This is a genomic window from Serratia proteamaculans (genome assembly GCF_004684015.1).
GTDB lineage: Bacteria > Pseudomonadota > Gammaproteobacteria > Enterobacterales > Enterobacteriaceae > Serratia > Serratia proteamaculans_F.
This window is the reverse complement of record NZ_SRIA01000021.1, coordinates 300,443-325,219: the sequence shown is the minus strand read 5'-3', so window position 1 is coordinate 325,219 and position 24,777 is coordinate 300,443. Positions and strand designations below refer to the sequence as shown.

General features: G+C 56.2%; 22 protein-coding genes, 1 tRNA gene and 1 pseudogene. 8 read left to right on the top strand and 16 right to left on the bottom strand.

Annotated elements, in window-relative coordinates; all coding sequences use genetic code 11:
• Positions 1-245: 245 nt before the first annotated feature.
• The 6 genes from E5C26_RS21675 to E5C26_RS21650 all read right to left on the bottom strand — a co-directional run bounded on the left by E5C26_RS21675 (position 246) and on the right by E5C26_RS21650 (position 4,379).
• A complete protein-coding gene (locus E5C26_RS21675; protein WP_135318139.1) occupies positions 246-1,223 on the bottom strand; it encodes a TerC family protein in 978 nt (325 codons plus the stop codon).
• A gap of 258 nt (positions 1,224-1,481) precedes the next feature.
• Positions 1,482-2,213, bottom strand: coding sequence for a glutamine amidotransferase (locus E5C26_RS21670; RefSeq protein WP_135318138.1), 732 nt, complete (start codon positions 2,211-2,213; stop codon positions 1,482-1,484).
• Position 2,214: 1 nt separating this feature from the next.
• Positions 2,215-3,195 (bottom strand): Gfo/Idh/MocA family protein, encoded by a 981-nt coding sequence (locus E5C26_RS21665; RefSeq protein WP_135318137.1) that lies wholly within the window; start codon positions 3,193-3,195, stop codon positions 2,215-2,217.
• A 50-nt stretch (positions 3,196-3,245) separates the two neighbouring features.
• A complete protein-coding gene (locus E5C26_RS21660; RefSeq protein WP_012147012.1) occupies positions 3,246-3,758 on the bottom strand; it encodes a M48 metallopeptidase family protein in 513 nt (170 codons plus the stop codon).
• The gene (locus tag E5C26_RS21655) at positions 3,751-4,074 is read right to left on the bottom strand and encodes a HigA family addiction module antitoxin (protein WP_135318136.1); all 324 of its coding nucleotides are present in this window, start codon (positions 4,072-4,074) and stop codon (positions 3,751-3,753) included. The genes E5C26_RS21660 and E5C26_RS21655 overlap by 8 nt, the downstream gene beginning before the upstream one ends.
• A 14-nt stretch (positions 4,075-4,088) precedes the next feature.
• On the bottom strand, positions 4,089-4,379 hold the full coding sequence (locus E5C26_RS21650; protein WP_135318135.1) for a type II toxin-antitoxin system RelE/ParE family toxin: 291 nt from the start codon (positions 4,377-4,379) through the stop codon (positions 4,089-4,091).
• 230 nt (positions 4,380-4,609) lie between these two features.
• Here E5C26_RS21650 and rlmG point away from each other — a divergent pair, with 230 nt between their 5' ends.
• The gene (gene rlmG, locus E5C26_RS21645) at positions 4,610-5,749 is read left to right on the top strand and encodes a 23S rRNA (guanine(1835)-N(2))-methyltransferase RlmG (RefSeq protein WP_135318134.1); all 1,140 of its coding nucleotides are present in this window, start codon (positions 4,610-4,612) and stop codon (positions 5,747-5,749) included.
• A gap of 38 nt (positions 5,750-5,787) precedes the next feature.
• On the opposite strand, the gene E5C26_RS21640 is transcribed toward rlmG, so the two are convergent.
• Positions 5,788-7,809: an oxidoreductase gene (locus E5C26_RS21640; protein WP_135318133.1), complete on the bottom strand. Its 2,022-nt coding sequence runs from the start codon at positions 7,807-7,809 to the stop codon at positions 5,788-5,790.
• 299 nt (positions 7,810-8,108) lie between these two features.
• On the opposite strand from E5C26_RS21640, the gene E5C26_RS21635 reads away from it, so the two are divergent.
• Positions 8,109-9,728, top strand: a complete 1,620-nt coding sequence (locus E5C26_RS21635) for an ABC-F family ATP-binding cassette domain-containing protein (protein ID WP_135318132.1) — start codon at positions 8,109-8,111, stop codon at positions 9,726-9,728.
• A 13-nt stretch (positions 9,729-9,741) separates the two neighbouring features.
• Here the strand turns inward: E5C26_RS21635 and pdxR are convergent, their stop codons facing one another.
• A complete protein-coding gene (gene pdxR / locus E5C26_RS21630; RefSeq protein ID WP_135318131.1) occupies positions 9,742-11,208 on the bottom strand; it encodes a MocR-like pyridoxine biosynthesis transcription factor PdxR in 1,467 nt (488 codons plus the stop codon).
• 121 nt (positions 11,209-11,329) lie between these two features.
• On the opposite strand from pdxR, the gene E5C26_RS21625 reads away from it, so the two are divergent.
• The 3 genes from E5C26_RS21625 to E5C26_RS21615 are packed head-to-tail and all read left to right on the top strand — an operon-like array spanning position 11,330 to position 15,366.
• Positions 11,330-12,595, top strand: a complete 1,266-nt coding sequence (locus E5C26_RS21625) for a 4-aminobutyrate--2-oxoglutarate transaminase (protein WP_135318130.1) — start codon at positions 11,330-11,332, stop codon at positions 12,593-12,595.
• Positions 12,596-12,608: 13 nt separating this feature from the next.
• Entirely contained in the window at positions 12,609-14,063 is a 1,455-nt protein-coding gene (locus E5C26_RS21620) for an NAD-dependent succinate-semialdehyde dehydrogenase (RefSeq protein WP_135318129.1), read from the top strand.
• Positions 14,064-14,121: 58 nt separating this feature from the next.
• Positions 14,122-15,366 carry an aromatic amino acid transport family protein gene (locus E5C26_RS21615; RefSeq protein ID WP_135318128.1) on the top strand — a complete coding sequence of 415 codons (1,245 nt, stop codon included), beginning with the start codon at positions 14,122-14,124 and terminating at the stop codon, positions 15,364-15,366.
• Between the two features lie 71 nt (positions 15,367-15,437).
• Here the strand turns inward: E5C26_RS21615 and yfcF are convergent, their stop codons facing one another.
• On the bottom strand, positions 15,438-16,073 hold the full coding sequence (gene yfcF, locus E5C26_RS21610; RefSeq protein ID WP_135318127.1) for a glutathione transferase: 636 nt from the start codon (positions 16,071-16,073) through the stop codon (positions 15,438-15,440).
• A gap of 171 nt (positions 16,074-16,244) precedes the next feature.
• Between yfcF and E5C26_RS21605 the strand changes: the two genes are divergently transcribed.
• Positions 16,245-16,958 carry an HPP family protein gene (locus tag E5C26_RS21605; protein ID WP_135318126.1) on the top strand — a complete coding sequence of 238 codons (714 nt, stop codon included), beginning with the start codon at positions 16,245-16,247 and terminating at the stop codon, positions 16,956-16,958.
• Here E5C26_RS21605 and E5C26_RS21600 read toward each other — a convergent pair.
• The 3 genes and pseudogenes from E5C26_RS21600 to E5C26_RS21590 form a co-directional block, all read right to left on the bottom strand.
• A pseudogene (locus tag E5C26_RS21600) lies at positions 16,950-17,042 on the bottom strand (aminoglycoside N-acetyltransferase AAC(6')-Ic); the annotation flags it as partial. The gene E5C26_RS21605 and the pseudogene E5C26_RS21600 sit on opposite strands and share 9 nt — an antisense overlap.
• A gap of 78 nt (positions 17,043-17,120) precedes the next feature.
• Entirely contained in the window at positions 17,121-17,618 is a 498-nt protein-coding gene (locus tag E5C26_RS21595) for a DUF2569 domain-containing protein (RefSeq protein WP_135318125.1), read from the bottom strand.
• A 188-nt stretch (positions 17,619-17,806) separates the two neighbouring features.
• Positions 17,807-17,883: transfer RNA gene (locus tag E5C26_RS21590), tRNA-Ile, on the bottom strand.
• Between the two features lie 147 nt (positions 17,884-18,030).
• Here E5C26_RS21590 and mug point away from each other — a divergent pair.
• Positions 18,031-18,519, top strand: coding sequence for a G/U mismatch-specific DNA glycosylase (gene mug, locus E5C26_RS21585; protein WP_135318124.1), 489 nt, complete (start codon positions 18,031-18,033; stop codon positions 18,517-18,519).
• A gap of 63 nt (positions 18,520-18,582) precedes the next feature.
• Here mug and rpoD read toward each other — a convergent pair whose 3' ends face one another.
• From rpoD to rpsU, 3 genes are all read right to left on the bottom strand, one after another.
• Positions 18,583-20,418, bottom strand: coding sequence for an RNA polymerase sigma factor RpoD (gene rpoD / locus E5C26_RS21580; protein WP_017894063.1), 1,836 nt, complete (start codon positions 20,416-20,418; stop codon positions 18,583-18,585).
• Between the two features lie 158 nt (positions 20,419-20,576).
• Positions 20,577-22,325: a DNA primase gene (dnaG, locus tag E5C26_RS21575; RefSeq protein ID WP_135318123.1), complete on the bottom strand. Its 1,749-nt coding sequence runs from the start codon at positions 22,323-22,325 to the stop codon at positions 20,577-20,579.
• A gap of 136 nt (positions 22,326-22,461) precedes the next feature.
• Positions 22,462-22,677 carry a 30S ribosomal protein S21 gene (gene rpsU, locus E5C26_RS21570; RefSeq protein WP_001144069.1) on the bottom strand — a complete coding sequence of 72 codons (216 nt, stop codon included), beginning with the start codon at positions 22,675-22,677 and terminating at the stop codon, positions 22,462-22,464.
• A 325-nt stretch (positions 22,678-23,002) separates the two neighbouring features.
• Between rpsU and tsaD the strand changes: the two genes are divergently transcribed.
• A complete protein-coding gene (gene tsaD / locus E5C26_RS21565) occupies positions 23,003-24,016 on the top strand; it encodes a tRNA (adenosine(37)-N6)-threonylcarbamoyltransferase complex transferase subunit TsaD (protein WP_135318122.1) in 1,014 nt (337 codons plus the stop codon).
• 35 nt (positions 24,017-24,051) lie between these two features.
• Here the strand turns inward: tsaD and plsY are convergent, their stop codons facing one another.
• On the bottom strand, positions 24,052-24,690 hold the full coding sequence (gene plsY, locus E5C26_RS21560) for a glycerol-3-phosphate 1-O-acyltransferase PlsY (RefSeq protein ID WP_135318121.1): 639 nt from the start codon (positions 24,688-24,690) through the stop codon (positions 24,052-24,054).
• Between the last annotated feature and the right edge of the window lie 87 nt (positions 24,691-24,777).

Genomic DNA, 24,777 nt, shown 5'->3' with positions numbered 1-24,777 from the left:
TGTTGCTTACAGCTTTATCTCGGCGGGAACCTCGCCGGACAACTTTTATTTGAATCTGTAACCAGGTGTGTTTGCCAAATCAGTATTCAGCAAACCAAAGGGGTTGGAAAGGGCCAGCGGTGAAATTCTGAGGGCGGATCAACTCTTGATAACATACTAGTTACATTTGTGTGATCGCAATAACGTTTGGTGTTTTAGGCGAATTGCCAAACAATCACGGGGCGGCAAGCCGCCCGGATAACAGATTATGGTGCTTTATTATTCGCCAGGCGGTCATTCCGGCGGTTCACCCAGGCGTTGATCAACAGCGTCAGCGTCAGGATACTGGCGACGACACCGAGCGAAACACCGATCGGGATGTGGAATAAATCAATAATCAGCATTTTGACGCCGATAAACATCAGGATCAGCGACAGGCCGTATTTCAGCATCGAGAAGCGTTCTGCCACGTTAGCCAGCAAGAAGTACATGGCGCGCAGGCCCATGATGGCAAACAGGTTAGAGGTCAGGACGATGAACGGATCGGTGGTCACGGCAAAGATCGCCGGGATGCTGTCGACCGCAAAGATCACATCGCTCAGTTCTACCAGGATCAGCACCAGCACCAGCGGCGTAGCAAACAGCAGGCCGTTGCGACGCACGAAGAAGCGCTCACCTTCCAGATTATCGGTCATGCGCAGATGGCTGCGCAGCCATTTCACCAGTGGCTTGTCGCCAATCGCCGCGCCATCTTCCTTCGCCAGCGCCATCTTGATACCGGTAAACAGCAGGAAAGCGCCGAACAGGTACAGCAGCCACTGGAATTGGGTCACCAGCCAGCTACCGGCGAAGATCATGATGGTACGCAGTACGATCGCGCCCAGTACGCCAAAAATCAGCACCCGGCGTTGCAGGTTTGCCGGCACGGCAAAGTAGCTGAACAGCATCAGCCAGACAAAGACGTTATCTACCGCCAGCGCTTTTTCGATCAGATAGCCGGTGAGGAAGGCCAGCGCTTGGGTGTCGGCAACTTCACGCCCGGCGGTTTGGTTCAGGTAGTACCAGAAACCCAGGTTGAACAGCAGAGAAAGGCTGACCCACACCAGCGACCAGCTGGCGGCCTGCTTCAGCGTCATGGTATGTGCGCCTTTGCGGCCCTGCAGCAGCAGGTCAATTGCGAGCATCACAACTATGATGGCGGCAAAGCTGCCCCATAACCAAGGTGTGCCAACGGTATTCATCATCAGTGGTATCCTTCAAAAACAAAAACGGCCAACGTCGGAAGACGCTAGCCGCTCTTATGAACGCTGCAAGCAAACCTCGCCTTCCGGCAAGGTCTCACTTACAACGTTGATGAAGGTGCACCTTGGTGCTCCCTGACATCAGGTTGCCCGGTAACCGGGTGCTTGCGCACCGTAATGACGATTAACCGGCAATGAAGTTACTCCCCTTTGCACGGCAGAAAGTAATGCAAAATGTGTCAGCGGTCAACGTTTATTGCGTTACCCGGCCAGGGCTTTTTGCGCACCCAGGCTGACGACAAACCCCTGCAACAGCAGCCGGCTGAACGGCGTATCGCTAACCTGCTGTTGCTTAAGCTGATACTCCGCCTGTTGCTGCGGATACAGCTCGCCAAGCCAGCTCAGATACTGGTGCATCACCGCGCCGTTAAACTCGGGGTGGAACTGAGTGGTCAACACGTTATCGCCATAGCTGAGGATCTGATAGGCATCCTGCTGCGAGCGTGCCAGCACGACGGCCCCGGCAGGGGGCGTCAATACGCTCTGCGAGTGGATCAGATTGGCCTTGAAGCGCGGCGGCAGCATCGCCATCCGCCGGTCATGGGCGGCGGCGGGCAACAGTTCTATCTCCAGCGTACCCACTTCCATGCCCTGCGGGTGATAGCCAACTTCCCCACCAAGCGCATAGGCCAGCAGCTGGTGGCCATAGCAAGCACCAAAAATCGGCAGTTTGATCAGCATCGCCTGACGCAGCCATTCGGCGGCCTGTTCGCTCCACGGCAGTTGCTCGGTCACCATTGCCGGTGAACCGGTGATCACCACGCCAGAGTAATTTTGCGGTGGCAGCGGTTGTTCGCCAGCAGGCAGATGCACGACCTGTACACGATCGGCGTCGATATTCCCCTGTTGCAGGAACATGCCATCAAAATTGGCTTTTTCCCGGCGAATAGCCTCTGGTGCGTCGCCGGTTTGCATCAGTAATAACGGTTTCATGTCATTCTCCGTCGGCAGGGAACACTACGCCGGTCTGGCGGCGGATTTCGGTCAACAGGCGGGCGATAATCAACGAGTTTTCCAGCCCCGGATGCTCCACCTGCCGTTTCTCCACCAGTTCGGCGAAGACTTGCGCTTCGTACAGCATGGTATTGATATGCTGGGGCTGGGTCAGATCCTGACGTTGGCCACCGCGTGGCGTCAGGACTACGCCCTGACACTCCGAAATTTTCTCAATCACCAGTGTGCCTTCTTCGCCCTGGATCTCGCTCGGAATATCCGAGTTGCTGACCTTGGAGTGGGAGAGGGTCACATCGAAGTCGCCGTAGTTGAGGCAGGCGGTGCCGTGCGCATCAACGCCGGTATCCAGCAAGCTGGCGCTGGCGATCACCGATTTTGGCTCGCCAAACAGCGCCACGGCACTGGCCAGGCAGTAATAACCAATGTCCATAATTGAACCATTGGAAAACTGTGGATTGAAGGTGTTTGGATTTTCACCGGCCAGATAGCGTGGGTAGCGTGAAGAGTATTGGCAGTAGTTGATAAAGGCTTTACGCAAACGGCCGATTTTCGGCAGCGTCTGCTGCAAGGTCAGGAAATTGGGCAGGTGGGCGCTTTTAAAGGCTTCGAACAGCACCACCTGATTCTCACGCGCACAGGCCACCAGTTTTTCGGCTTCGCGCAGGTTGGACACCAGCGGTTTTTCGCAAATCACGTGGTTTTTATGGCTGAGGAACAGCAACGCTTGCTGGCAGTGCAGGCTATTGGGGCTGGCGATGTAAACCGCGTCGATAGCGTCAGATTGGGCCAGCGCCTCAAGGGAATCGAAAAACAGACTGACGGGGTAGTTGGCACCAAATGCCTGCGCCTGTTCCAGCTTGCGCGAATAGACGGCGGTCAGCTTTAGTTTGCCGCTCTCGTGTGCGGCGTCGATAAAGCGTTCCGTAATCCAGTTGGTACCAACAACGGCAAAGCGAATCATAGAGTTCTCCGGTTCCCAGACGTTAGAAATCAGAGTATCACAGGCACTCGTCAGGTATACAGATTGCCAAACACCGACAGGTGAGTCAGATACAACCGGGTGTCGAACTCCAGTTGATGGTAGTTGGGTTCCATATGGCAGCACAGGCTGTAGAAGGCTTTGTTATGGTCTTTTTCTTTCAGGTGCGCCAACTCATGCACCACAATCATGCGCAGAAACGGCTCCGGTGCCAGCTTGAATACCGTCGCCACGCGGATTTCCGCCTTGGCCTTCAGCTTGCCGCCCTGCACGCGGGAAATAGCGGTGTGCATGCCAAGCGCATGTTTCATCACCTGGATTTTACCGTCGTAGGCCACCTTGCTCAGCGGCTGGGCGTTGCGCAGGTACTGGTTTTTCAGATCGACGGTAAACTGATAAAGCGACTTGTCGGTGGTGCAGTCATGTACCTGCGGATAACGCTGCAACAACACCTCACCCAGGCGTTGCTGGTCGATCAACTGCTGCACCTGGCTTTGCAGATGTTCAGAGTAACCCTGCAGGTAAGTCAGTTCGATTTCACGCATGAGTAATATTACGCCCCAGTATTTCCATAATCGGGCGCAGTCGCTCGCGCTGTATATTCGCCTGTCGGGCTTCCCAGCGATCGTGGGCCGCCTGCAGGTTTAGCCAAAAGTCTGCCGTGGTTTCAAAAAGATCGGCAAACAGGTTGGCCTCCGCAACGCTGAGACGGCGATGCCCATTGCATAAGCGGTTTACCGTAGCGCGAGTGACGCCCAAGACCTTGGCCAGATCCTCCTGGCCGATACCCAGCGGTGTTAAGTACTCTTCTTGCAGCACTTCCCCCACCGTAGTGGGTTTTCGGCTTGTGGTCTCTAACATATATTCTCCGTTGCCTAGGTATCTTGATGTGGGTCCAGGTAAATCTGCTCGGCGGCATCATTGCGCCAGCGGAACATTAAGCGCCATTGAATATTAACCCGCATACTGGACCAACCTTGAAAGGTGCCGGACAGGCGTTTGTAGTAATTGCTGGTCGGATTATGTAAATCACACTCTTTTTCAGCGGCGGCCAGCATATCGAGTTTTCTGGCTAGTTGGCGTTCAATGGTCGAAGGAATCAAACGATCGTGTCGACCCTCCTGATAGAATTGCGCCAAATATTTGTCTCGGAAAGACGAAATCATTTCCTTCCCCATTCCATTGGGTCAATGAGTGTAACATTTAAAGTTACATTGTGTCGGATTGAAAATTGCTCAATACAGATTAAGCGGAAGGAATGCTATAGCTATCAGCGGCGAAAAGCGGGTTTGGCTTTCCGCTATGCGAGTGAATGCGCAATTTATCCGAAAAAACATTTTACTGCCGGACGTTTTTAGGGGATAAACAGCCCAAATTTTATCAGTCAGGAGGGGCAATGAGCCAACTCGATCTGGGAACACAGCAACTTGAGCTGGAACGTTATCCCCAACAGGAAGAATCCACCCAACTACAGGCGTGGGAAGCGGCGGACGAATATCTGCTGCAACAGCTTGAAAATGTAAACATGGGCGATCGTCCGGTGCTGATTTTCAACGACAACTTCGGCACCCTGGCCTGCGCACTGCACGGTCATCAGCCTTACAGCATCAGCGATTCCTACATGAGTCAGTTGGCCACGCGCCATAATCTGAAACTCAATGAATTGGATCCGGAGCAGGTAACGCTGCTGGACACCCTGGCCGAACTGCCGGCGTCACCGGCGGTGGTGCTGATCCGTATTCCTAAAGCGCTGGCACTGCTGGAACAGCAACTGCGTGCGCTGCGCGATGTCGTGGCGCCAGACACGGTGATCATCGCCGGAGCCAAAGCGCGTGACGTGCATACCTCAACCATGCAGCTGTTTGAAAAGGTGCTCGGCCCTACTCGCACCAGCCTGGCATGGAAGAAAGCGCGGTTGATCCACTGTGAAGTTGCAGACATCGTGCCACCGGCCGCGGCGGTAACCACCAACTGGGTGCTGGACGGCACCGATTGGGTGATCCACAACCATGCCAACGTGTTCTCACGCAGCAACCTGGATATTGGCGCGCGCCTGTTCCTGGATCACCTGCCGCATGACATTGAAGGCCACATCATCGATCTGGGTTGCGGTAACGGTATCATCGGCATGGCCGCATTGATGCAGAACCCGCAGGCGCAGGTGAGCTTTGTTGATGAGTCCTATATGGCGGTGGCTTCCAGCGAACTGAATGTGGAACACAACCTGCCGCAGGATATGGATCGTTGCCAGTTTGAAGTGAACAATTCGCTGGCGGGGATTGAGCGTGAAAGCGTGCAGGCGGTGCTGTGTAACCCACCGTTCCACCAGCAGCATGCCATTACCGATCACACCGCCTGGCAGATGTTCTGTGACGCCAAGCGTTGCCTGCAGGTGGGTGGCGAATTGCGTATCGTCGGCAACCGCCATCTGGATTACCACCAGAAGCTGAAACGTTTGTTCGGCAACTGCACCCTGATCGCATCCAACAAGAAGTTCGTGATCCTCAAAGCGGTGAAATCCGGCGCACGTTACTGATTGGCCAAGGGGCGCAGAGAATGCGCCCCTGATGGTGATTACAACGCCATCGCCAGCCGCGTGCCCTGATCGATAGCGCGGCGGGCATCCAGTTCGGCGGCGACGTCCGCACCGCCAATCAAATGCACCGTTTTACCCATCTCCAGCAGCGGTTGTTGCAGCTCGCGGCGGGGTTCCTGCCCGGCGCAGATAATCACCGTGTCTACCGGCAAACAACTTTCCTGTTCGGCTCGTGAAATATGCAGGCCTTCATCATCAATGCGTTGATAACTCACGCTGTTGAGCATTTTTACGCCGCGCATCGCCAGACTGGTGCGGTGGATCCAACCGGTGGTTTTCCCCAGACCTTCGCCCACCTTGCTGGTCTTGCGTTGCAGCAAATAAATCTGCCGGGCCGCGTGCGTAGCTACAGGTCCTTCGGCGGCCAGACCGCCGCGATGGTTAAGCTGGCTGTCGATGCCCCATTCACGGTTAAACTCGGCCTGATCCAGACTGCTCGACACGCCGTGCTGGCTGAGGTACTCGGCGGTATCGAAGCCAATGCCGCCGGCACCGATAATCGCCACCCGCTGGCCGACCGGTTTTTTGTCGCGTAACACGTCGAGATAGGTCAAGACTCTGGCGTTATCGATACCGGGGATCTCCGGGGTACGCGGCACTATGCCGCAGGCGAGGATCACTTCGTCAAACTCCGCCAAATCGGCTGCCTTCACCCAACAGCCCAGTTTTAGCGTGACCTCCAGCAGCGCCAGTTGGCGGCGGAAGTAGCGCAGGGTTTCATGGAATTCCTCTTTGCCGGGGATCTGTTTGGCAATATTGAACTGGCCGCCAATCTGATCGGCAGCGTCAAACAGCGTCACCCGGTGGCCACGGCTGGCGGCGGTGGTGGCAAAGGCCAACCCGGCTGGCCCGGCGCCGATCACCGCCAGTTTCTTCGGTTTTTCTGCCGCAACCAGTGGCATTTCAGTTTCGCGGCAGGCGCGTGGGTTAACCAGGCAGGAGGTGAGTTTGCCCTCAAAAATCTGATCAAGGCAGGCCTGGTTACAGCCGATGCAGGTATTTATCTCGTCGGCGCGGCCTTCGGCGGCCTTTTGCACAAAGGCGGCGTCGGCCAGGAACGGACGGGCCATCGAAACCATGTCGGCGCAGCCGTCTGCCAGCACCTGCTCTGCAACGGCCGGATCGTTAATACGGTTGGTGGTGATCAGCGGAATACGCACTTTGCCCATCAGCTTACGGGTTACCCAACTGAAACCGGCGCGTGGCACCATGGTGGCGATGGTCGGAATACGCGCCTCATGCCAGCCAATACCGGTGTTGATGATGGTCGCACCCGCCTGCTCAACCGCCAGCGCCAACTGTTCAATCTCTTGCCAGCTGGAACCGTCTTCCACCAGATCCAGCATCGAAAGGCGATAAATCAGAATGAAATCGCTACCGACCGCCTGCCGCACCGCCCGGACGATCTCCACGGCAAAACGCATGCGGTTGCTGAAACTGCCGCCCCACTGGTCGTCGCGCTGGTTGGTGCGCGACACCAGAAATTGGTTGATCAGATAACCTTCGGAGCCCATTACCTCGACGCCATCGTAACCGGCCTGTTGCGCCAGTGCCGCACACTGGGCGAAGTCGGCGATGGTCTGGATGATCTCATCCTCGCTCAGCGCTGTGGGGGCGAAGGGGTTGATCGGCGCCTGCAGCGCGGAGGGCGCGACCGGCTGCGGCTGATAACTATAGCGACCCGCGTGCAGGATCTGCAGCGCAATTTTGCCGCCGGCCTGATGAACGGCCTCGGTGACGATGCGGTGGTGGCTGACCTGCTGCGGGTGGCTGAGGGTAGAGCCGCCGCGATACACCACGCCTTTTTCATTGGGGGCGATCCCGCCGGTGACGATCAGCGCCACGCCGGCCGCCGCGCGTTCGGCATAGAAAGCGGCCATTCGCTCGGGGCCATTGGGCAGTTCTTCCAGGCCGGTGTGCATCGATCCCATCAGCACCCGGTTTTTCAGGGTAGTGAAGCCGAGATCCAGCGGCGCCAGCAGGTGTGGGTAATTGCTCATTGCAGTCTCCATCGCGTCTTTCATCGTTATTATTATGTGCGACCCAAGTGGTCGGATGAGATAAATCTAGCCGTTGTCACTGCCGTTGGGAATCTGCATTGCGCTGAATGTGATAGATGTCATGAATCTTTCTTGCTGTTTGCATAGTGAACAGCAAATCGGTTAGCATTTGCGCGTTGAAATTCCTTCTCTCTGCGGAGCCATTACCGAAAATGAACACACACGCCTGCTGATATCTTGTCCCACGTTGCGCACATCGGTGCCTTGTGGGGATGTTTTGATCTCATTCAGGAGTGCTTATGGCTCATTTTACGCAGCCCCCTTATCTCGTTTTACATCAACTGACCTGCCAGTTTGCTGACGGCGAAACGCTGTTCGGTCCGCTGGATCTGACTTTCGATCAACAACACTGTGGCCTGGTTGGGCGCAACGGCGTCGGCAAAACGCGTCTGCTACGGTTGATTGCCGGGCTGGATTTGCCGGGTAGCGGCCATGTTGAATCTCATGCTTCACTGGCCTACGTGGCGCAGCAGCCGGACATTGTTCCGCAGACCACGCTGGCGCAGCTGCTCGGCTACGGTGAGATCTTTGCCGCTTTGGCCCGTCTTGAGCAAGGGCGACCGCAAGCGGAAGATATCGATCGTCTGGAAGGGCAATGGGATCTCAGCGATCGTCTGCAGGCGGCTTTTAGCGCTGCCGGGCTGCCGGTATTTGATCCGAAGCGGCCAGCGAGCGATCTGAGCGGTGGTGAACGGATGCGTGCCGCCTTGTGCGGGGCGATGCTCGGTGGGGCGGACTTCTTGCTACTGGACGAACCGACCAACCACCTTGATACCCGCGCTCGCGACTGGCTGTATCAGCAGTTGGAAAGCTGGCGTGGTAGTTTGCTGGTTGCCAGCCACGATCGGCAACTGCTGGCGCGCATGCAGCGTATTGTCGAACTGACCCCTGCTGCATTGCACAGCTACGGCGGTAACTACCAGGATTATCGCCGCCAGCGTGACCTGGAGCAGCAGGCTGCGCGTGCCGGGCTGGAACATGCGCGTCAGGAACGTCGGCGTACCCGCGCCCGGCAGCAGAAAGAGCATGACATCAGCCAGCGGCGTTCCGCACAGACGCTGAAAACCGTCGATACGCTGAACATCGCCTCTTTTGAGCGGGTGGCCTACAAGGCGGCGGCCAAAGAGAGCCTGGGTACGCTGCGCAAGCAGCACCAGGAGCAGAAAGGCTCCCTCGATGCCGCAGTGCATGAAGCCTGGCAGCGGGTGGAGGAAGACAGCCCGGTGATGCTGACCCTGCCGGGCAGCGCGGTGGCGGCGGGTAAACAGGTACTGGTGCTGGAACAACTGCAACTGCCCTTTATCACTATGCCGCCGCTGGATTTACGCATCGATGGCCCGATGCGCGTGGCGTTAACCGGTCCGAACGGCTGCGGTAAAACGACCTTGCTGAAGGTGATCCTGGGGCAGTTGGCCGCCAAAGCCGGTCGTTGCCATTGCTCGCTACCGACGGCTTATCTCGATCAAAACCTTTCGCAGCTCGATCTGTCGCTTTCGGTGGTTGAGCATCTTGGCCTGCAAGATTCGCCACTCAATGAGGGCAGGATGCGCAGCCAGTTGGCACAGTTGCAGCTAAACGCCGAGCGCGTATTGTTGCCCCTGGCGGCGCTCAGTGGCGGTGAGCGGCTGAAAGCGGCGCTGGCCTGCATGTTGTGGCGGCAGGAGCCGGCGCAGTTGTTGTTGCTGGATGAACCGACCAACCACCTGGATCTGGCATCGTCACTGGCGATTGAGGCCGCACTGGCCAGTTTTCCCGGCGCGATGCTGGTGGTCTCCCATGATGAGGCGTTTTTGCAGGCGCTGAAATTGACTCACCGCTTACAATGGCAGAAGGAAGGGTGGCAATTGCAGAGCCTTTGATGGAAGACCGCGTTCAGGGACGGATGCATTCCAACAGCAGGGTAAAAGCAGCGGCCATTTGTTCTTCCGGCACGCAGGCAAACCCCATCAGCAGGCCGCGGCGATGGTTAGGCAACATGTAGTAGCGCGACAGCGGCCGCACCAGCACGCCGCGTTGGTTGGCGGCGGCGGCGATCGCCACGTCGTCCGCCTCGTCCGGCAGGTTAAGGATCAGGTGCAGGCCGGCGTTGTTGTTGAACTCGCTCAACGCCTGCTTGCCCAGATGCTGTTCGATCAATGCGGTCAGAAATGCCCGGCGGCGGGCATACAGCAGCCGCATGCGACGAATATGTGCAGTGTAGTGACCTTCCTGAATAAACTGCGCCAATGCGGTCTGGATCAGCAGATGACCACCGCGGTACAGCTCGGCATGGGCGGTTTTCAACGCCGCGACCAGCGGCTTTGGCAACACCACGTAACCCAGCCGCAGCGCCGGATACAGGGTTTTACTGAAGGTGCCGATATAGATCACCGGCGCGTCGGCTTCCAGCCCTTGCAATGCCGGGATCGGCTGGCCGGAAAAGCGGAATTCACTGTCGTAGTCATCCTCAACGATCCAACTGCCGCCGTTACGTGCCAGTGCCAGCAGGCGTTGTCGTCGCGCCAGGCTCATTACCGATCCCAGTGGGTATTGGTGCGACGGAGTGACAAATATCAACCGTGGTGCAGCGGTGGGTTGCTCCGGCGGTACCATGCCGGCCTCATCCACCTCCAGCGGGCAGATATTCACGTCGTTCATTCGCAGGATATTGCGGATCCCCCAATAGCCCGGCTCTTCTATCCACGCGTCGTCGCCTGGATTGCACAGCAGCCGCGTCACCAGATCTATTGCCTGATGGATGCCCTCAGTAATCAGAATTTGCTCCGGTGAACAGCGTACCGAACGCGCCACGCGCAGATAATCCACCAGCGCATGTTGCAATTCCGGGCTGCCACCCTGGTTGCTGTAGGTCAGTTTCTGCGGGGCCGGGCGGCGGCTGATACGTGCCTGGATCTTGCTGAATAACTGATGAGGGAAAGCATTAACGTCGGGTACGCCGGGGATAAACGCCCCCCATTGTTTCGGGCTGGCGCTGGCGTGATGCAACAAAGCAGCGCCCCGCGCCGACAGCTCAATACGCCGTTGTTCCCCGTCACTGCCGGCAGGGGCGCTGGCAGTGGATAAACAACTGTCCGGCACGGTTTCGGCGACGAATGTGCCACTTCCGGCGCGTGCCAAAACATATCCTTCTGCCAACAATTGTTCGTAAACGGTTAAAACGGTGTTACGTGAAAGGCTAAGCTCCTGCGCTAAATCGCGTGAGGCGGGCAGGCGGCTGGAGGGCGGCAGGCTACCGTCCAGAATGCTGGTGCGGATCGCATTATAGAGCCGCTTATGCAGCTTATCCTCCGGCTGTTCGCCGAGACGTTGCAATAACAGGTCGCCACTCAGTGAGCGCAATTGGATCCCTTAATTAATCGGAACTGGCTCTCGATTATAGGGCCACATCCTGTGTAAATAAACGTCATTGTTTCACAAATGTGAACGAAACGTACAGATGGCACCGACCGGAGAGAACAACATGAAAAACGCAGAATTGAACCAACGTCGTCAGGATGCTACCCCACGTGGGGTGGGTGTAATGTGCGGTTTTTACGCCGAGCGTGCAGAGAACGCCACGCTGTGGGATGTCGAAGGCAATGAAGTCATCGATTTCGCCTCCGGTATTGCCGTATTGAATACCGGCCACCGTCACCCGAAAGTGATCGCCGCGATTGAAAAGCAACTGAAGGCCTTCACCCACACCGCTTACCAAATTGTTCCTTACGAAAGCTACGTCACACTGGCGGAACGCATTAATCAGCGTGCGCCGATCGAAGGCCCATGTAAAACCGCCTTCTTCACCACCGGTGCCGAAGCGGTAGAGAACGCGGTCAAGATTGCCCGTGCTCATACCGGTCGTCCAGGGCTTATCACCTTTGGCGGCGGCTTCCATGGCCGTACCTACATGACCATGGCGCTGACCGGCAAAGTGGCGCCTTACAAACTGGGCTTTGGGCCATTCCCCGGCTCGGTGTTCCACGGCCAGTACCCAAATGAGTTGTACGGCGTGACCACCGAAGACGCAATGAACAGCCTGGAACGCATTTTTAAAGCGGATATCGATCCCAAGCAGGTTGCGGCCATCGTGCTGGAACCGGTGCAGGGCGAGGGCGGTTTCAACATCGCACCGGCCGAGTTTATGCAAGCGCTGCGCACACTGTGTGACGAGCACGGCATTTTGCTGATTGCCGATGAAGTGCAGACCGGTTTTGCCCGTACCGGCAAGCTGTTCGCCATGGATCATTACAGTGTGAAACCCGATCTGATCACCATGGCGAAAAGCCTGGCGGGTGGTATGCCGCTGTCGGCGGTGGCAGGGCGTAGCGAGGTGATGGATGCCCCGGCACCGGGTGGACTGGGCGGTACCTATGCCGGTAACCCACTGGCGGTGGCGGCCGCGTTGGCGGTGTTGGACGTGATTGAAGAAGAGCAGCTATGCCAGCGTTCGCAGCGCCTGGGCCAGCATCTGGTGGAAGTGTTGCAGCAGGCGCGCCAGACCAGCCCGGCGATCGTAGATATCCGCGCGCAGGGTTCGATGGTAGCCGTGGAGTTCAACGATCCGACCACCGGCAAGCCTTCGGCGGAGATTACCCGTCAGGTGCAGCAGAAAGCGCTGGCAGAAGGCCTGCTGCTGCTGAGCTGCGGCGTGAACGGTAACGTGATCCGCTTCCTGTATCCGCTGACCATCCCTGAAGACCAGTTCACCAAGGCGCTGGGCATTCTTTCCCGCGCGCTGGCCCAATAAGGAGTGCGTGGCAATGAAATTGAATAATCCCGAGCTGCTGCGTAGCCAGTGTCTGATTAACGGTGAGTGGTGTGATGCGCTGAGCGGCAAACGTGAAGCGGTGATCAACCCGGCGACCGGCGTCGAATTGGCCAGCATTCCGCTGGCCAGCGGCGAAGAAACCCAACAGGCGATTAACGCGGCGCAGGTGGCGCAGCAAGGCTGGAAGCAGCTGACCGCCAAACAACGTTCCACACTGCTGTTGGCCTGGGCCGATAAGATAATGGTGGCGCAGGAAGATTTGGCGCAGCTGATGACCGCTGAACAGGGCAAGTCATTGGCGGAAGCGCGAGGTGAAGTGGCCTATGCCGCTTCGTTTATCACCTGGTTTGCCGAAGAAGCCAAACGGGTCGACGGTGCGGTATTGCAGGCGCCACTGGCCTCACAGCGTCTGGTGGTGGTCAAGCAACCCATTGGCGTTTGTGCGGCCATTACACCGTGGAACTTCCCGGCGGCGATGATTACCCGCAAGGTAGCACCGGCGCTGGCGGCTGGCTGCGCGATTATCGTTAAACCGGCCGAACAAACGCCGCTGACCGCGCTGGCGTTAGGCAAGCTGGCGCAGGATGCCGGCATTCCGGCGGGCGTATTGCAGATTGTCACCGGTGATGCCGCTCAGGTGGGCAAGGTGCTGTGCGACAGCCCGGTGGTGCGCAAGTTGAGCTTTACCGGTTCGACCGAGGTCGGCCGCATTCTGATGGCGCAGTGCGCGCCAACCATCAAAAAACTGTCGCTGGAACTGGGCGGCAATGCGCCGGTGATCGTCTTCGACGACGCCAACCTGGACGCGGCGGTAGCAGGCATTATGGCCTCCAAATTCCGCAACAGCGGCCAAACCTGCGTCTGCGCCAATCGTATCTACGTGCAGGACGGCATCTATGACCGTCTGGTGGACAAACTGGTGGCGGCGGTCGAGCAACTGAAGGTCGGCGACGGCAGCCAGGAGGGCACCACTCAGGGGCCGCTGATCGACCAGGATGCGGTGGAAAAAGTGCAGAGTCATATCGACGATGCGTTGATCAAAGGGGCGCAGATTGCTATTGGCGGTCAGCCACACGCACTGGGGCGTACCTTCTTCCAGCCAACGGTCGTGACCGGCGTGACGCAAAAAATGCGCTTCGCCAAAGAAGAAACCTTTGGCCCGGTGGCTCCGTTGTTCCGTTTCCATGATGAGGCAGAAGCCATCGCCATGGCCAACGATACCGAATTCGGCCTGGCTGCCTATCTGTTCACGCAGAACGCCTCGCGCCAGTGGCGGGTGCCGGAAGCGCTGGAGTACGGCATGGTCGGCATCAACACCGGACTGATTTCCAACGAAGTCGCGCCGTTTGGCGGCGTAAAACAGTCAGGACTCGGACGTGAAGGATCGCGTTACGGGATTGAAGAATATCTGGAGTTGAAATACCTGTGTATCGATGTGAGCTGTTAACCACCGGGAAATTAACCGATCCCGGTGGCCTGAGCCGCCGGGAAACAAAGGATGCCGTATGTCTGCTGAAAATACCTCTATTTCTCCGGCGCTTGCCGCCGGGGTGCGAGCACCTGCACCCGCCAAATCACTGAGTTTTCTCGAAGGGGTGGCGATGATTGTCGGCACCAACATTGGTGCCGGCGTGCTGTCCATCGCTTACGCCTCCAGTAAGGCGGGTTTTTTACCGCTGTTGTTCTGGCTGGTACTGGTCGGCAGTCTGACCACCATCACCATGCTGTATGTTGCCGAATCCACTCTGCGTACCCGTGCGCACCTGCAATTAAGTGGCCTGGCAAAACGTTATGTCGGCGGTATCGGTGCCTGGCTGATGTTTGCCTCGGTTTGCGTTAACAGCGTCGGGGCGCTGACCGCCTATATGACCGGTAGCGGCAAACTGCTGCAATCCCTGTTTGGTATCTCACCGGCGATCGGCAGTCTGCTGTTTTTCGTGCCGGCGGCGGGGGTGTTGTACCTGGGGCTGAAGGCGATTGGCCGCGGCGAAAAGTTTATCAGTATCGGCATGGTAGTGATGCTGACCGCATTGGTGGCAGCCACACTGCTTAAAGATACCAGCCAGATGCGTAACCTGCTGGACGGTGACTGGCGCTTTATGGTGCCGGTATTCAACGTGGTGGTGTTCTGCTTCTCGGCGCAATATATCGTGCCGGAAATGGCGCGCGGCTTCTCGGATAAACCGGAGCAGCTGCCCAAGGCGATTATGGTCGGTATGGCCGTGACCTTTGTGCTGTTGGCGGCGGTACCGATGTCGGTCATTGCCCTCAGTGGATTGGATGGTATTTCTGACGTGGCGACCATTTCCTGGGGCCAGGCGTTGGGGCAATGGGCCTTCTTCTCCGCCAACATCTTTGCCCTGTGCGCGATGCTGACCTCTTACTGGGGATTGGGCGGCAGCTTCCTGACCAATATTTTCGACCAGTTCAGACTGGGTAATGACGAACAGCCGCTGCGCCGTTTCGGCGTGTTGATGCTGGTGGTGTTGCCCCCCTTCGTGCTGGCTTACAGCGGGCTGGTGTCATTCGTTAACGCACTGTATTTCGCCGGGGTATTCAGCGGGGTGATCTTGTCGATTATGCCGATGCTGATCCTGCGCGGGGCGCGCAAGCATGGTGACCAGACGCCACGCTGGCAGTGCAGCTGGATCACTCACCCGCTGTTACAGGTCTGCATTGTGCTGTTGTATCTGGGCAGCGCGGTGTATGCCATTGCGTCGCTGTTCGGCTATCTGCCCTCTGGATGGTGAATTGCCTTCCCTCAAGAAGTGATGTTGTTTCTCGATAATTGAGAACGGCGGCGTCGTGGCCGCCGGTTTTTTTACCCGCGCATTTTCTCCGGCAGCGCCAACCAGGCCTGCACCGAAGGACGTTGCCACTGTTTTTGCGCATAGTGGCGAATGTTTTCCGGCACCGCATCACCGTGTATCACCAGCCGATTAAGCATCAACGCCAGATCGGTATCGGCAATGCACCATTCCCTGAACAAATCATCCTGGCCGTGACTCAGCAGTTTTTCGACGGCGGCGATCAGCTTGTTGGCGTCAGCCTGTGCGGCGGCGGACAGCGGGGGAAACTTGTCCTTGCCGAAAACGGCCTCGGTCGAGCGTTCGGCGCGCAGGCCCTGCAGATCGCTGCGTAGCCACGCCTGGACTTCCCGCGCCTTGGCGCGTTGTTTAACGTCGCGCGGATACACCGGGTGGGCCGGGTGGATCTCATCGAGATATTCATCAATGGCCGAGGACTCCGAGAGTTGAAACTCGCCGACCACCAGCGTAGGGACTCTGCGTGTCAATGACAGCGCTGCATAGCTTGCCGCTTTGTTTTCCCCTTGTGACAGGTCGACCGGCTTAACGGTGAAGGGAATGCCTTTCTCCGTCAGGGTAATAAACGCCGACATGGCATAGGGGCTGAAAAAGTTGGCATCGGTATAGAGTTCGACAATCGGCTGAGACATTGGGGGTTCCTCAAGGCAAAGGGCGGCGAACTTAGATAATTGACGAGCAGTGGCTAAAGATCAATCTGTTAACAGAAAGTTATTTCAACGGTGAGCCGTGCTGCGGGCGAGGGTTGCCGACGCTGTGATATATTTGTTGCCATTAAGTTGAGTTTGGCAGCGCGAAGTAACATGAAGCAGCAGTGGATAGAGAGTTTGAAACTGGGGTGTGCACGTTTGTGGCCGCACCCCTTGGCCGTAGGCAAAAAAGAGATATTTCTTTCCAGCGTTGGCGCCGGATTGGGGCTGATGATTTCCGGCTGGATCAGCCATTTTGTGTTGGGTGAGGTGAACCTGTGGTTTATCGCGCCGATGGGGGCCTCCGCGGTGCTGCTTTTTGGCGTGCCGAACAGCCCGCTGGCGCAGCCATGGTCTATTGTTGGTGGCAATATGTCGGCCGCCGCGGTGGGAGTCAGCACCAGCCTGCTGATAGCCGATCCCGGCCTGGCCTGTGGAGTAGCGGCGGCATTGGCGATTGGGTTAATGTTCAAACTGCGTTGCCTGCATCCTCCCGGCGGCGCGGTCGCGCTGACTGCGATCCTCGGTGGGCCGGGCATTCATCAATTGGGCTATAGCTTTGTGCTATATCCGGTATTGTTGAACTCGGTGTTATTGGCGGTGTTGGCAATTATTTTCAATAACCTGGCCGGACGACGCTACCCGCACCCCCTGGCCACAACCGAGGCCAAACCCGCCAATCTGCCGATCGATGCGGTGTCCATTACCCGTGCTGACTTGCATCAGGCACTGATGCAGGGCGAGCTGTTTGATATCGACGAAGACGATCTGCAGGAAATCCTGTTGCGCGCCGAACAGCTGGCGCACCAGCGGCAGAACTTAAATTAGCGTTTTTCGATAAAATACCGCCCGTTCTGCTTCACTAAAACCCAGCGTTTTATGCAGGCGCTGGGAATCAAGATTGGCGATATCGGCTAAGGCGGTAAAGGCGCCGTCCGTGGATTATTGAAGCATAAAGGACTCATGTTGGGTTGGCGCCAATATTTTGACTCAGTGCACAAAAGTGCGTTTAACTCGTACTGAGACGCAGAAATAAGGTATCCAGATACAGGCTCCGATAATACTTCGGATCAATGAACGGGACTCTTCATAATTTAGTGCAACGTCCAGATAGCGATTGCCGAGGTAAAGATCGATCGTCAAGAAAAGAATATTAGCCAGCAGCAGACCAATATAAGACCTCGGTAGTTGGCGTTTCTTACGGAAGAAGAGGCTGGTGGTATAGACAGACAATAGAAACAGCCCGATAAAGCTGAATAGTTCGAAAAACAAAATCCCTTTGAGTGCTGCTTGCAGAACATCGTAATTGTTAAGTGCTATCTTGAGCGTATTGGTGAGCGCGACAATATTAGCAATGATGCCAATGAGTAACCCGAATGCCGGGACAAAAAGCCAGCCACGGATTTTCTTAAATTCTTTGTTCTCGCAATTCGCACAAAAATCACTGTCTTGCAGTGCTTGGTTGTTGCATTGAATGCAGGTTGTCATGGTCCCTCCTGGAAAAATAGAATCCTTGTTAGGACAAATTATGTAGCGGTATGTTGAATTTTACTACTGGATCGTATCCTAAGGCACTGAAAAGTGCGAACGCCGCCATTTTGTCGCCATTACGGGCAAAAAACAAAAAAGCCACTTCTGAGGAAGTGGCTTAATGTGCTGTTATATCAGCTAAAATTTGGTGGCCCCTACTGGACTTGAACCAGTGACCAAGCGATTATGAGTCGCGTGCTCTAACCAACTGAGCTAAGGGGCCAAGCGGCGAGATTATACGGTAATCCTCCGGCACAGGTCTACTGTTAACCATCTGTATGTTGCTTTTCTGCGCAGTTCTAGCCTGTTGTAATTACTGGCGGATTTTGCGATAACCGCTGTAAATCCCTTTAATGGACTCTCGAACCCTATGGAACTCCTGGTACCCAACCTGCGGGTTGTGTTTTGCGGCATCAACCCGGGTCTGTCCTCGGCCCACCAAGGCTACCCCTTTGCTAACGGCAGTAACCGGTTCTGGAAGGTGGTGCATCAGGCGGGCTTTACCGACACTCAGTTAGCGCCGGAGCAATGGCAACAGTTACAGGAGACCGGTTGTGGCATCACTGCGTTGGTGGCGCGTCCCACGGTGGCGGCCAGTGAGGTGACGCGTGAGGAGCTACTCAGCGGTGGTGAGGCGTTAAAAGAAAAGATCCTGCGCTACCAGCCGCGTGCGCTGGCGATTTTGGGCAAGCAGGCGTTCAGCAGTGCCTTCGGGGTACGTAATGCGCCTTGGGGACGTCAGGAAATGACGATCGGTAAAACGGAGGTGTGGGTGCTGCCGAACCCCAGCGGATTGAACCGTGCCACGCTGGAGCAGCTTACACAGAGCTATCGCGAGCTGTTCCTGGCGTTGAAATAAGTCCGATGGATTTTAGGCAATAAAAAACCCCGGCAAGCCGGGGTTTTTGCGAGCAGCTAAACCTTAGTCGTCCAGGAAGCTACGCAGCACTTCGGAACGGCTTGGGTGACGCAGTTTACGCAGCGCTTTGGCTTCGATCTGACGAATACGCTCACGGGTAACGTCGAACTGTTTGCCCACTTCTTCCAGCGTGTGGTCGGTGTTCATATCGATACCGAAACGCATACGCAGCACTTTCGCTTCACGGGCGGTCAGGCCAGCCAGGACGTCGTGCGTGGCAGAGCGCAGGCTCTCCGAAGTAGCAGAATCCAGCGGCAGCTCGAGGGTGGTATCCTCGATGAAATCGCCCAGATGTGAATCTTCATCATCACCGATCGGCGTTTCCATGGAGATCGGCTCTTTGGCGATCTTCAGCACTTTGCGGATTTTGTCTTCCGGCATCAGCATGCGTTCAGCCAGCTCTTCCGGCGTCGGTTCGCGGCCCATCTCTTGCAGCATCTGGCGCGAAATACGGTTGAGTTTGTTGATGGTCTCAATCATATGCACCGGAATACGGATGGTACGCGCCTGGTCGGCGATAGAGCGGGTGATAGCCTGACGGATCCACCAGGTGGCGTAAGTTGAGAACTTATAACCACGGCGGTATTCAAACTTGTCTACCGCTTTCATCAGACCGATGTTGCCTTCCTGGATCAGATCCAGGAACTGCAGACCGCGGTTGGTGTATTTCTTGGCGATAGAAATAACCAGACGCAAGTTGGCTTCAACCATCTCTTTCTTCGCACGGCGGGCTTTCGCTTCACCGATAGACATACGACGGTTAATGTCCTTCACCTGCTCGATGGTCAGGCCGGTCTCTTCTTCGATCTGACGCAGTTTCTGCAGGCTGCGCTGCACGTCATCCGCGACGTCTTTCAGCTTTTCTGACCATGGCTTGGCCATTGCCAGCGCTGCTGCGAACCAGGTATCGCTGGTTTCGTTGCTGGAGAACAGGGTAACGAAGTTTTTCTTCGGCATTTTACACTGTTCAACGCACAGCTTCATGATGATACGTTCTTGAGTACGAACGCGGTCCATCATGATGCGCATGCTGTTGACCAGGAAGTCGAACTGTTTTGGCACCAGGCGGAACTGCTTGAAGACTTCAGACAGCTTCAGAATTTCTTCTGCTGCGCTGGCGTGGCTGCGGCCGTTCTTTTTGATGACGACACGAGTCGCTTCATACTGATCGCGCAGATCGGCGAATTTCTGACGAGCCAGCTCTGGATCGATGCTGTTGTCATCTTCTTCTTCGTCTTCGTCGTCTTCTTCTTCGTCATCTTTCTGCTCTTCGGTCGACAGCTCAGAACCGACGTGCGTTGCGGTAGGAGCGATGTCTTCTTCCGCGTTAGGATCGACGAAGCCGGTGATCAGATCGGACAGGCGAGCTTCGCCTGCTTCGACGCGATCGTACTGCTCCAGCAAATAGGTAATGGCTTCCGGGTACTCGGCAACTGAGCACTGAACCTGGTTGATGCCGTCTTCAATACGCTTGGCGATGTCGATTTCGCCTTCGCGCGTCAGCAGTTCAACGGTCCCCATTTCACGCATGTACATGCGCACCGGGTCGGTGGTACGGCCAATTTCAGACTCAACGCTGGACAACACTTGAGCAGCCGCTTCAGCCGCATCATCATCGGTATCGGTGGTGTTCTCGGCCAGCATCAGGTCATCGGCGTCCGGTGCTTCTTCCAGCACCTGGATGCCCATGTCGTTAATCATCTGGATGATGTCTTCGATCTGGTCGGAGTCGACGATATCTTCCGGCAGATGGTCATTGACCTCAGCATAGGTCAGATAGCCTTGCTCCTTACCACGGGTGACAAGTAGCTTTAGCTGTGACTGCGGGTTTTGCTCCATAAGACGGTATCCACACTTCAGAGTATTGGGGTTGGTGTCGGTCGGCGAAACCGCCAACAATAGCATTTGGGGCGTTTTTGTTGTTGCCGCGGCCCACTGTGGCGGCATATTGCAGGGCTCTGCCCTCGCATTTATCGGCACTTAAGCCGTTTAGGTATTCAGTTTTTCTTCGCTAGCACTTGGTTAAGAGAACGGACTTCTTCACGTTCTTCCGGGCTGAGGCCATGTGTTCTGGCCTGGGCGATCAATGTCTCCAGCCGTTGCTCCAATACCGAGTCATATAGGCTGGCCAGGGTGTCCAAAAAAGTCTGTTCGACCCTTTCCTCAACGATCATATGGTTCCATGTCGCCAAGGTTTCAAGTTGCTGGCTCAATTTGTTGTCGCGATACTGCTCCAACAACTGGCCGGTAGTCAGGCCTGGCTGAGCTAAACAGGTCTGCACCAACTCGACAAACAGCGGTAAACCGGCCTGTTTGGTCTGCTCCAATCCCTCGAGTGAAGGGATAAGTGTAGCCAACTGCGGATTTTGTACCAGTAACCCTATTAGTATACGCATGGTTGTGCGTTTTAGCTGGGGCGCCTGATAGGTATTCGCATTTTCAGCCTGTTTGGGCATCAGCTTGTCTAGCTGGCTGTCATCGAGCAGGCCAAGCTTGCTGCCGAGCTGTTGACGCAGGTACAGGCGCAACGTTTCGCCCGGCACCTGAGTAATCAGCGGTAGCGCCAGCGTGCTCAGCTTGGCGCGGCCGTCCGGGCTGCTCAGATCAACCTGTGGCATCAAGGTTTCGAACAGGAAAGTGGAAAGCGGCTGCGCCAGCTCCATCCGTTGTTCGAAGGCCTCTTTGCCTTCTTTGCGTACCAATGTGTCCGGGTCTTCGCCATCAGGCAAAAACATAAACCGCAGCTGACGCCCGTCATTCAGATAGGGCAGCGCGGTTTCCAGTGCGCGCCAGGCCGCTTCACGGCCGGCCCGGTCACCGTCATAGCAACAGACCACGTTGTCGGTGGCGCGGAACAGCAACTGAATATGTTCAGCCGTCGTTGAGGTTCCGAGCGAGGCGACGGCATAATCAATGCCGTATTGCGCCAACGCCACCACGTCCATATAACCTTCCACTACCAGCAAACGCTGCGGGGTAGGGTGGTTCTGCTGCGCTTCATACAGGCCGTACAGTTGACGACCCTTGTGGAATACTTCGGTCTCCGGCGAGTTCAGGTATTTCGGCATGCCGTCACCCAATACGCGCCCGCCAAAGGCGATCACTCGCCCACGTTTGTCGCGAATAGGGAACATTACGCGTTCACGGAAACGATCGTACGAGCGTCCTTGATCGTTAGTCACCAGCATGCCGGCATCGTTCAATGCACTACGGCTGTCGGCGTCGCGACCAAAACGCTTTAAGGCGTTATCCCAACCGGCAGGAGCAAAGCCGATGGCAAAATGGCGGATAACATCGTCACTCAACCCGCGCTGTTGCAGATAATTACGCGCCGGCGTACCGGAAGGTTGATGCAGTGACTGTTGATAGAACGCACTGAGCTGTTCCATCAGTTGATACAGGCTTTGGCGCTGATGACGTTCGATTTGGGTCGGTCCGGAACCTGCCTCGTAAGGCACTTCCAGTCCGTGCATGGTTGCCAGCTCTTCGATGGTTTCGACAAACTCAAGTCGGTCGTAATTCATCAGAAAGTCGACGGCGTTACCGTGCGCACCACAACCAAAACAGTGATAAAACTGCTTTTCACCATTAACGGTAAATGAAGGCGTTTTTTCGTGGTGGAACGGACAGCACGCGTGATAGTTCTTGCCCTGCTTCTTGAGCTTTACCCGGGCGTCGATCAGATCGACGATGTCGGTGCGAGCCAGCAAGTCATTGATAAATACACGCGGAATTCGTCCAGCCATAAGCCCTTACTTTACTAGCCTATAAACGAGAACAAGCCGCGCATTCCTTTCGGAAAGCACGGCCTTCGTATGCAACTACTCGGTCTGCGCGATTTTTAAAATCAGAAATTCACGCGGCGGGGTTGCCCCCGAAGAATTAATACAGACGAGTGCGGCGTGCGTTTTCGCGAGCCAGTTTCTTCGCGTGACGTTTCACAGCAGAAGCTTTAGCGCGCTTACGTTCGGTAGTCGGTTTTTCATAGAACTCACGACGACGAACTTCAGCCAAAACGCCCGCTTTTTCGCAAGAGCGTTTGAAACGACGCAGAGCAACGTCAAATGGCTCGTTTTCACGTACTTTAATTACAGGCATGTGCCTCTCACCTCAATAAAATTCGGTTTGCTGCTGGCCAAGCGCCAGCAATTTCAAAATGGTGCGGAATTTTACTTCAACGGATGCTGCTTTGTAAAGCACCACAGCAAATTGAACCTGCGGCCACCCTGGTAAAACATGCGCAATTTTGCATCGGGCGCTGATTATAGACTAATCAGAAAAAAATGCTCGTTTTTAATCAAACCGGCATTTATGGCTGGAATCATCAACATAGCCCAAAGTGGCCGCCAAGATGCGCCGCACTGGCGGTAAATCGGCCTGTTTGTGCTAAACTGGCGGCCGCACGTGAATGATGGGAAATGTAATGCGAGTACTGGGTATAGAAACTTCCTGCGATGAAACCGGAATTGCAGTGTATGACGATCAGGCCGGTTTATTAGCCAATCAATTGTACAGCCAGGTGAAGCTGCATGCCGACTACGGCGGTGTGGTGCCGGAACTGGCTTCCCGCGATCATGTGCGTAAAACCGTGCCCTTGATTCAGGCGGCATTGAAGGAAGCGAACCTGACCGCGGCCGATATCGACGGCGTGGCCTATACCGCCGGGCCAGGCCTGGTGGGGGCATTGCTGGTCGGCGCGACCATTGGTCGTGCGCTGGCGTTTGCCTGGGGCGTGCCGGCAGTGCCGGTGCATCACATGGAAGGCCATTTGCTGGCACCGATGCTGGAAGACAATCCACCGGCGTTTCCGTTTGTCGCACTGCTGGTTTCCGGCGGCCATACCCAGTTGATCAGCGTGACCGGCATCGGTCAATACGAACTGCTGGGCGAATCGGTCGACGATGCAGCGGGTGAAGCCTTCGACAAAACGGCCAAGCTGTTGGGGTTGGACTATCCCGGCGGGCCAATGCTGTCGAAAATGGCGCAGCAGGGTACCGCAGGCCGTTTCACCTTCCCACGGCCAATGACCGATCGGCCGGGGCTGGATTTCAGCTTCTCCGGCTTGAAGACCTTTGCCGCCAACACTATCCGTTCCAACGGTAATGACGATCAAACTCGTGCGGATATTGCCCGGGCATTTGAAGATGCGGTAGTGGATACGTTGGCGATCAAATGCAAACGTGCGCTGGAGCAAACCGGTTTCAAACGACTGGTTATGGCCGGCGGCGTCAGTGCCAACCGCACGCTACGCACCAAAATGGCGGAAATGCTGCACAAACGCGGCGGCGAGGTGTTTTATGCCCGTCCGGAATTCTGCACGGATAACGGTGCCATGATCGCTTATGCGGGTCTGGTGCGGTTGCAGAGCGGTGCCAATCCGGAACTGAGCGTTTCGGTGCGACCGCGTTGGCCACTGGCTGAATTGCCTGCAGTATAAATAGTCGAAAGGCCGGAGATCTCCGGCCTTTTTAATTACTCTTCTTTCTGCTCTTCCTGTTCTGCCGCGTCGGTTTTCTTCTTGCGGAAGACACCCCAGATTTTCCCTTCCTGGCCACGCCACAGGCGCTGAATATTGTCGTGGTGCCGCATCAGGATCAGGCATGACAGCATCGCTACCGGGAAGGTGAACTGCGGTTTGAACCACCAGACGTAGAACGGAGCAATCAGCGCGCTGATAATCGCCCCCAGCGAAGAATAACCGCTGAGCAGCACTGTCAGCAGCCAGGTACCGGTCATCAGGCCGGTAAGATCCCAGCCGATCGGTGCTATGGCACCAAACGCGGTTGCCACGCCCTTACCGCCGCGGAAGTGGAAGAACACCGGGTAAATATGCCCCAGACAGGCGGCGATCGCCGTCAGGCCCAGATACAGCGGCGGGACATCAAGTTTGTATGCCAGCCAGACCGGCAGCATCCCTTTGAGAATATCGAATACCAGCACCGCCGCCGCAGCCACGCGCCCGCCGATACGCAGGACGTTGGTCGCTCCTGGATTCCCTGAGCCATTTTCACGCGGATCGGGCAGCCTGGCGATCCGGCAAACCAGGATCGCACTGGAAACTGAGCCACACAGATACGCGAAGATAATCATGCCAAGCGCGGTAGCACTCATAACGCGGTTCCGTTTAATAAGGGTCGTTTTACTCTCAACATATATGGATAATACTCATATTCCGCTGGAAGTGGTATCCGGCAAGGC

What these genes read in the sequence shown, in the direction of transcription:
- E5C26_RS21675 (WP_135318139.1), bottom strand. Translation starts at nt 1,223, where the DNA reads ATGATGAATACCGTTGGCACACCTTGGTTATGGGGCAGCTTTGCCGCC.
- E5C26_RS21670 (WP_135318138.1), bottom strand. Translation starts at nt 2,213, where the DNA reads ATGAAACCGTTATTACTGATGCAAACCGGCGACGCACCAGAGGCTATT.
- E5C26_RS21665 (WP_135318137.1), bottom strand. Translation starts at nt 3,195, where the DNA reads ATGATTCGCTTTGCCGTTGTTGGTACCAACTGGATTACGGAACGCTTT.
- E5C26_RS21660 (WP_012147012.1), bottom strand. Translation starts at nt 3,758, where the DNA reads ATGCGTGAAATCGAACTGACTTACCTGCAGGGTTACTCTGAACATCTG.
- E5C26_RS21655 (WP_135318136.1), bottom strand. Translation starts at nt 4,074, where the DNA reads ATGTTAGAGACCACAAGCCGAAAACCCACTACGGTGGGGGAAGTGCTG.
- E5C26_RS21650 (WP_135318135.1), bottom strand. Translation starts at nt 4,379, where the DNA reads ATGATTTCGTCTTTCCGAGACAAATATTTGGCGCAATTCTATCAGGAG.
- rlmG (WP_135318134.1), top strand. Translation starts at nt 4,610, where the DNA reads ATGAGCCAACTCGATCTGGGAACACAGCAACTTGAGCTGGAACGTTAT.
- E5C26_RS21640 (WP_135318133.1), bottom strand. Translation starts at nt 7,809, where the DNA reads ATGAGCAATTACCCACACCTGCTGGCGCCGCTGGATCTCGGCTTCACT.
- E5C26_RS21635 (WP_135318132.1), top strand. Translation starts at nt 8,109, where the DNA reads ATGGCTCATTTTACGCAGCCCCCTTATCTCGTTTTACATCAACTGACC.
- E5C26_RS21625 (WP_135318130.1), top strand. Translation starts at nt 11,330, where the DNA reads ATGAAAAACGCAGAATTGAACCAACGTCGTCAGGATGCTACCCCACGT.
- E5C26_RS21620 (WP_135318129.1), top strand. Translation starts at nt 12,609, where the DNA reads ATGAAATTGAATAATCCCGAGCTGCTGCGTAGCCAGTGTCTGATTAAC.
- E5C26_RS21615 (WP_135318128.1), top strand. Translation starts at nt 14,122, where the DNA reads ATGTCTGCTGAAAATACCTCTATTTCTCCGGCGCTTGCCGCCGGGGTG.
- yfcF (WP_135318127.1), bottom strand. Translation starts at nt 16,073, where the DNA reads ATGTCTCAGCCGATTGTCGAACTCTATACCGATGCCAACTTTTTCAGC.
- E5C26_RS21605 (WP_135318126.1), top strand. Translation starts at nt 16,245, where the DNA reads ATGAAGCAGCAGTGGATAGAGAGTTTGAAACTGGGGTGTGCACGTTTG.
- E5C26_RS21595 (WP_135318125.1), bottom strand. Translation starts at nt 17,618, where the DNA reads ATGACAACCTGCATTCAATGCAACAACCAAGCACTGCAAGACAGTGAT.
- mug (WP_135318124.1), top strand. Translation starts at nt 18,031, where the DNA reads ATGGAACTCCTGGTACCCAACCTGCGGGTTGTGTTTTGCGGCATCAAC.
- rpoD (WP_017894063.1), bottom strand. Translation starts at nt 20,418, where the DNA reads ATGGAGCAAAACCCGCAGTCACAGCTAAAGCTACTTGTCACCCGTGGT.
- dnaG (WP_135318123.1), bottom strand. Translation starts at nt 22,325, where the DNA reads ATGGCTGGACGAATTCCGCGTGTATTTATCAATGACTTGCTGGCTCGC.
- rpsU (WP_001144069.1), bottom strand. Translation starts at nt 22,677, where the DNA reads ATGCCTGTAATTAAAGTACGTGAAAACGAGCCATTTGACGTTGCTCTG.
- tsaD (WP_135318122.1), top strand. Translation starts at nt 23,003, where the DNA reads ATGCGAGTACTGGGTATAGAAACTTCCTGCGATGAAACCGGAATTGCA.
- plsY (WP_135318121.1), bottom strand. Translation starts at nt 24,690, where the DNA reads ATGAGTGCTACCGCGCTTGGCATGATTATCTTCGCGTATCTGTGTGGC.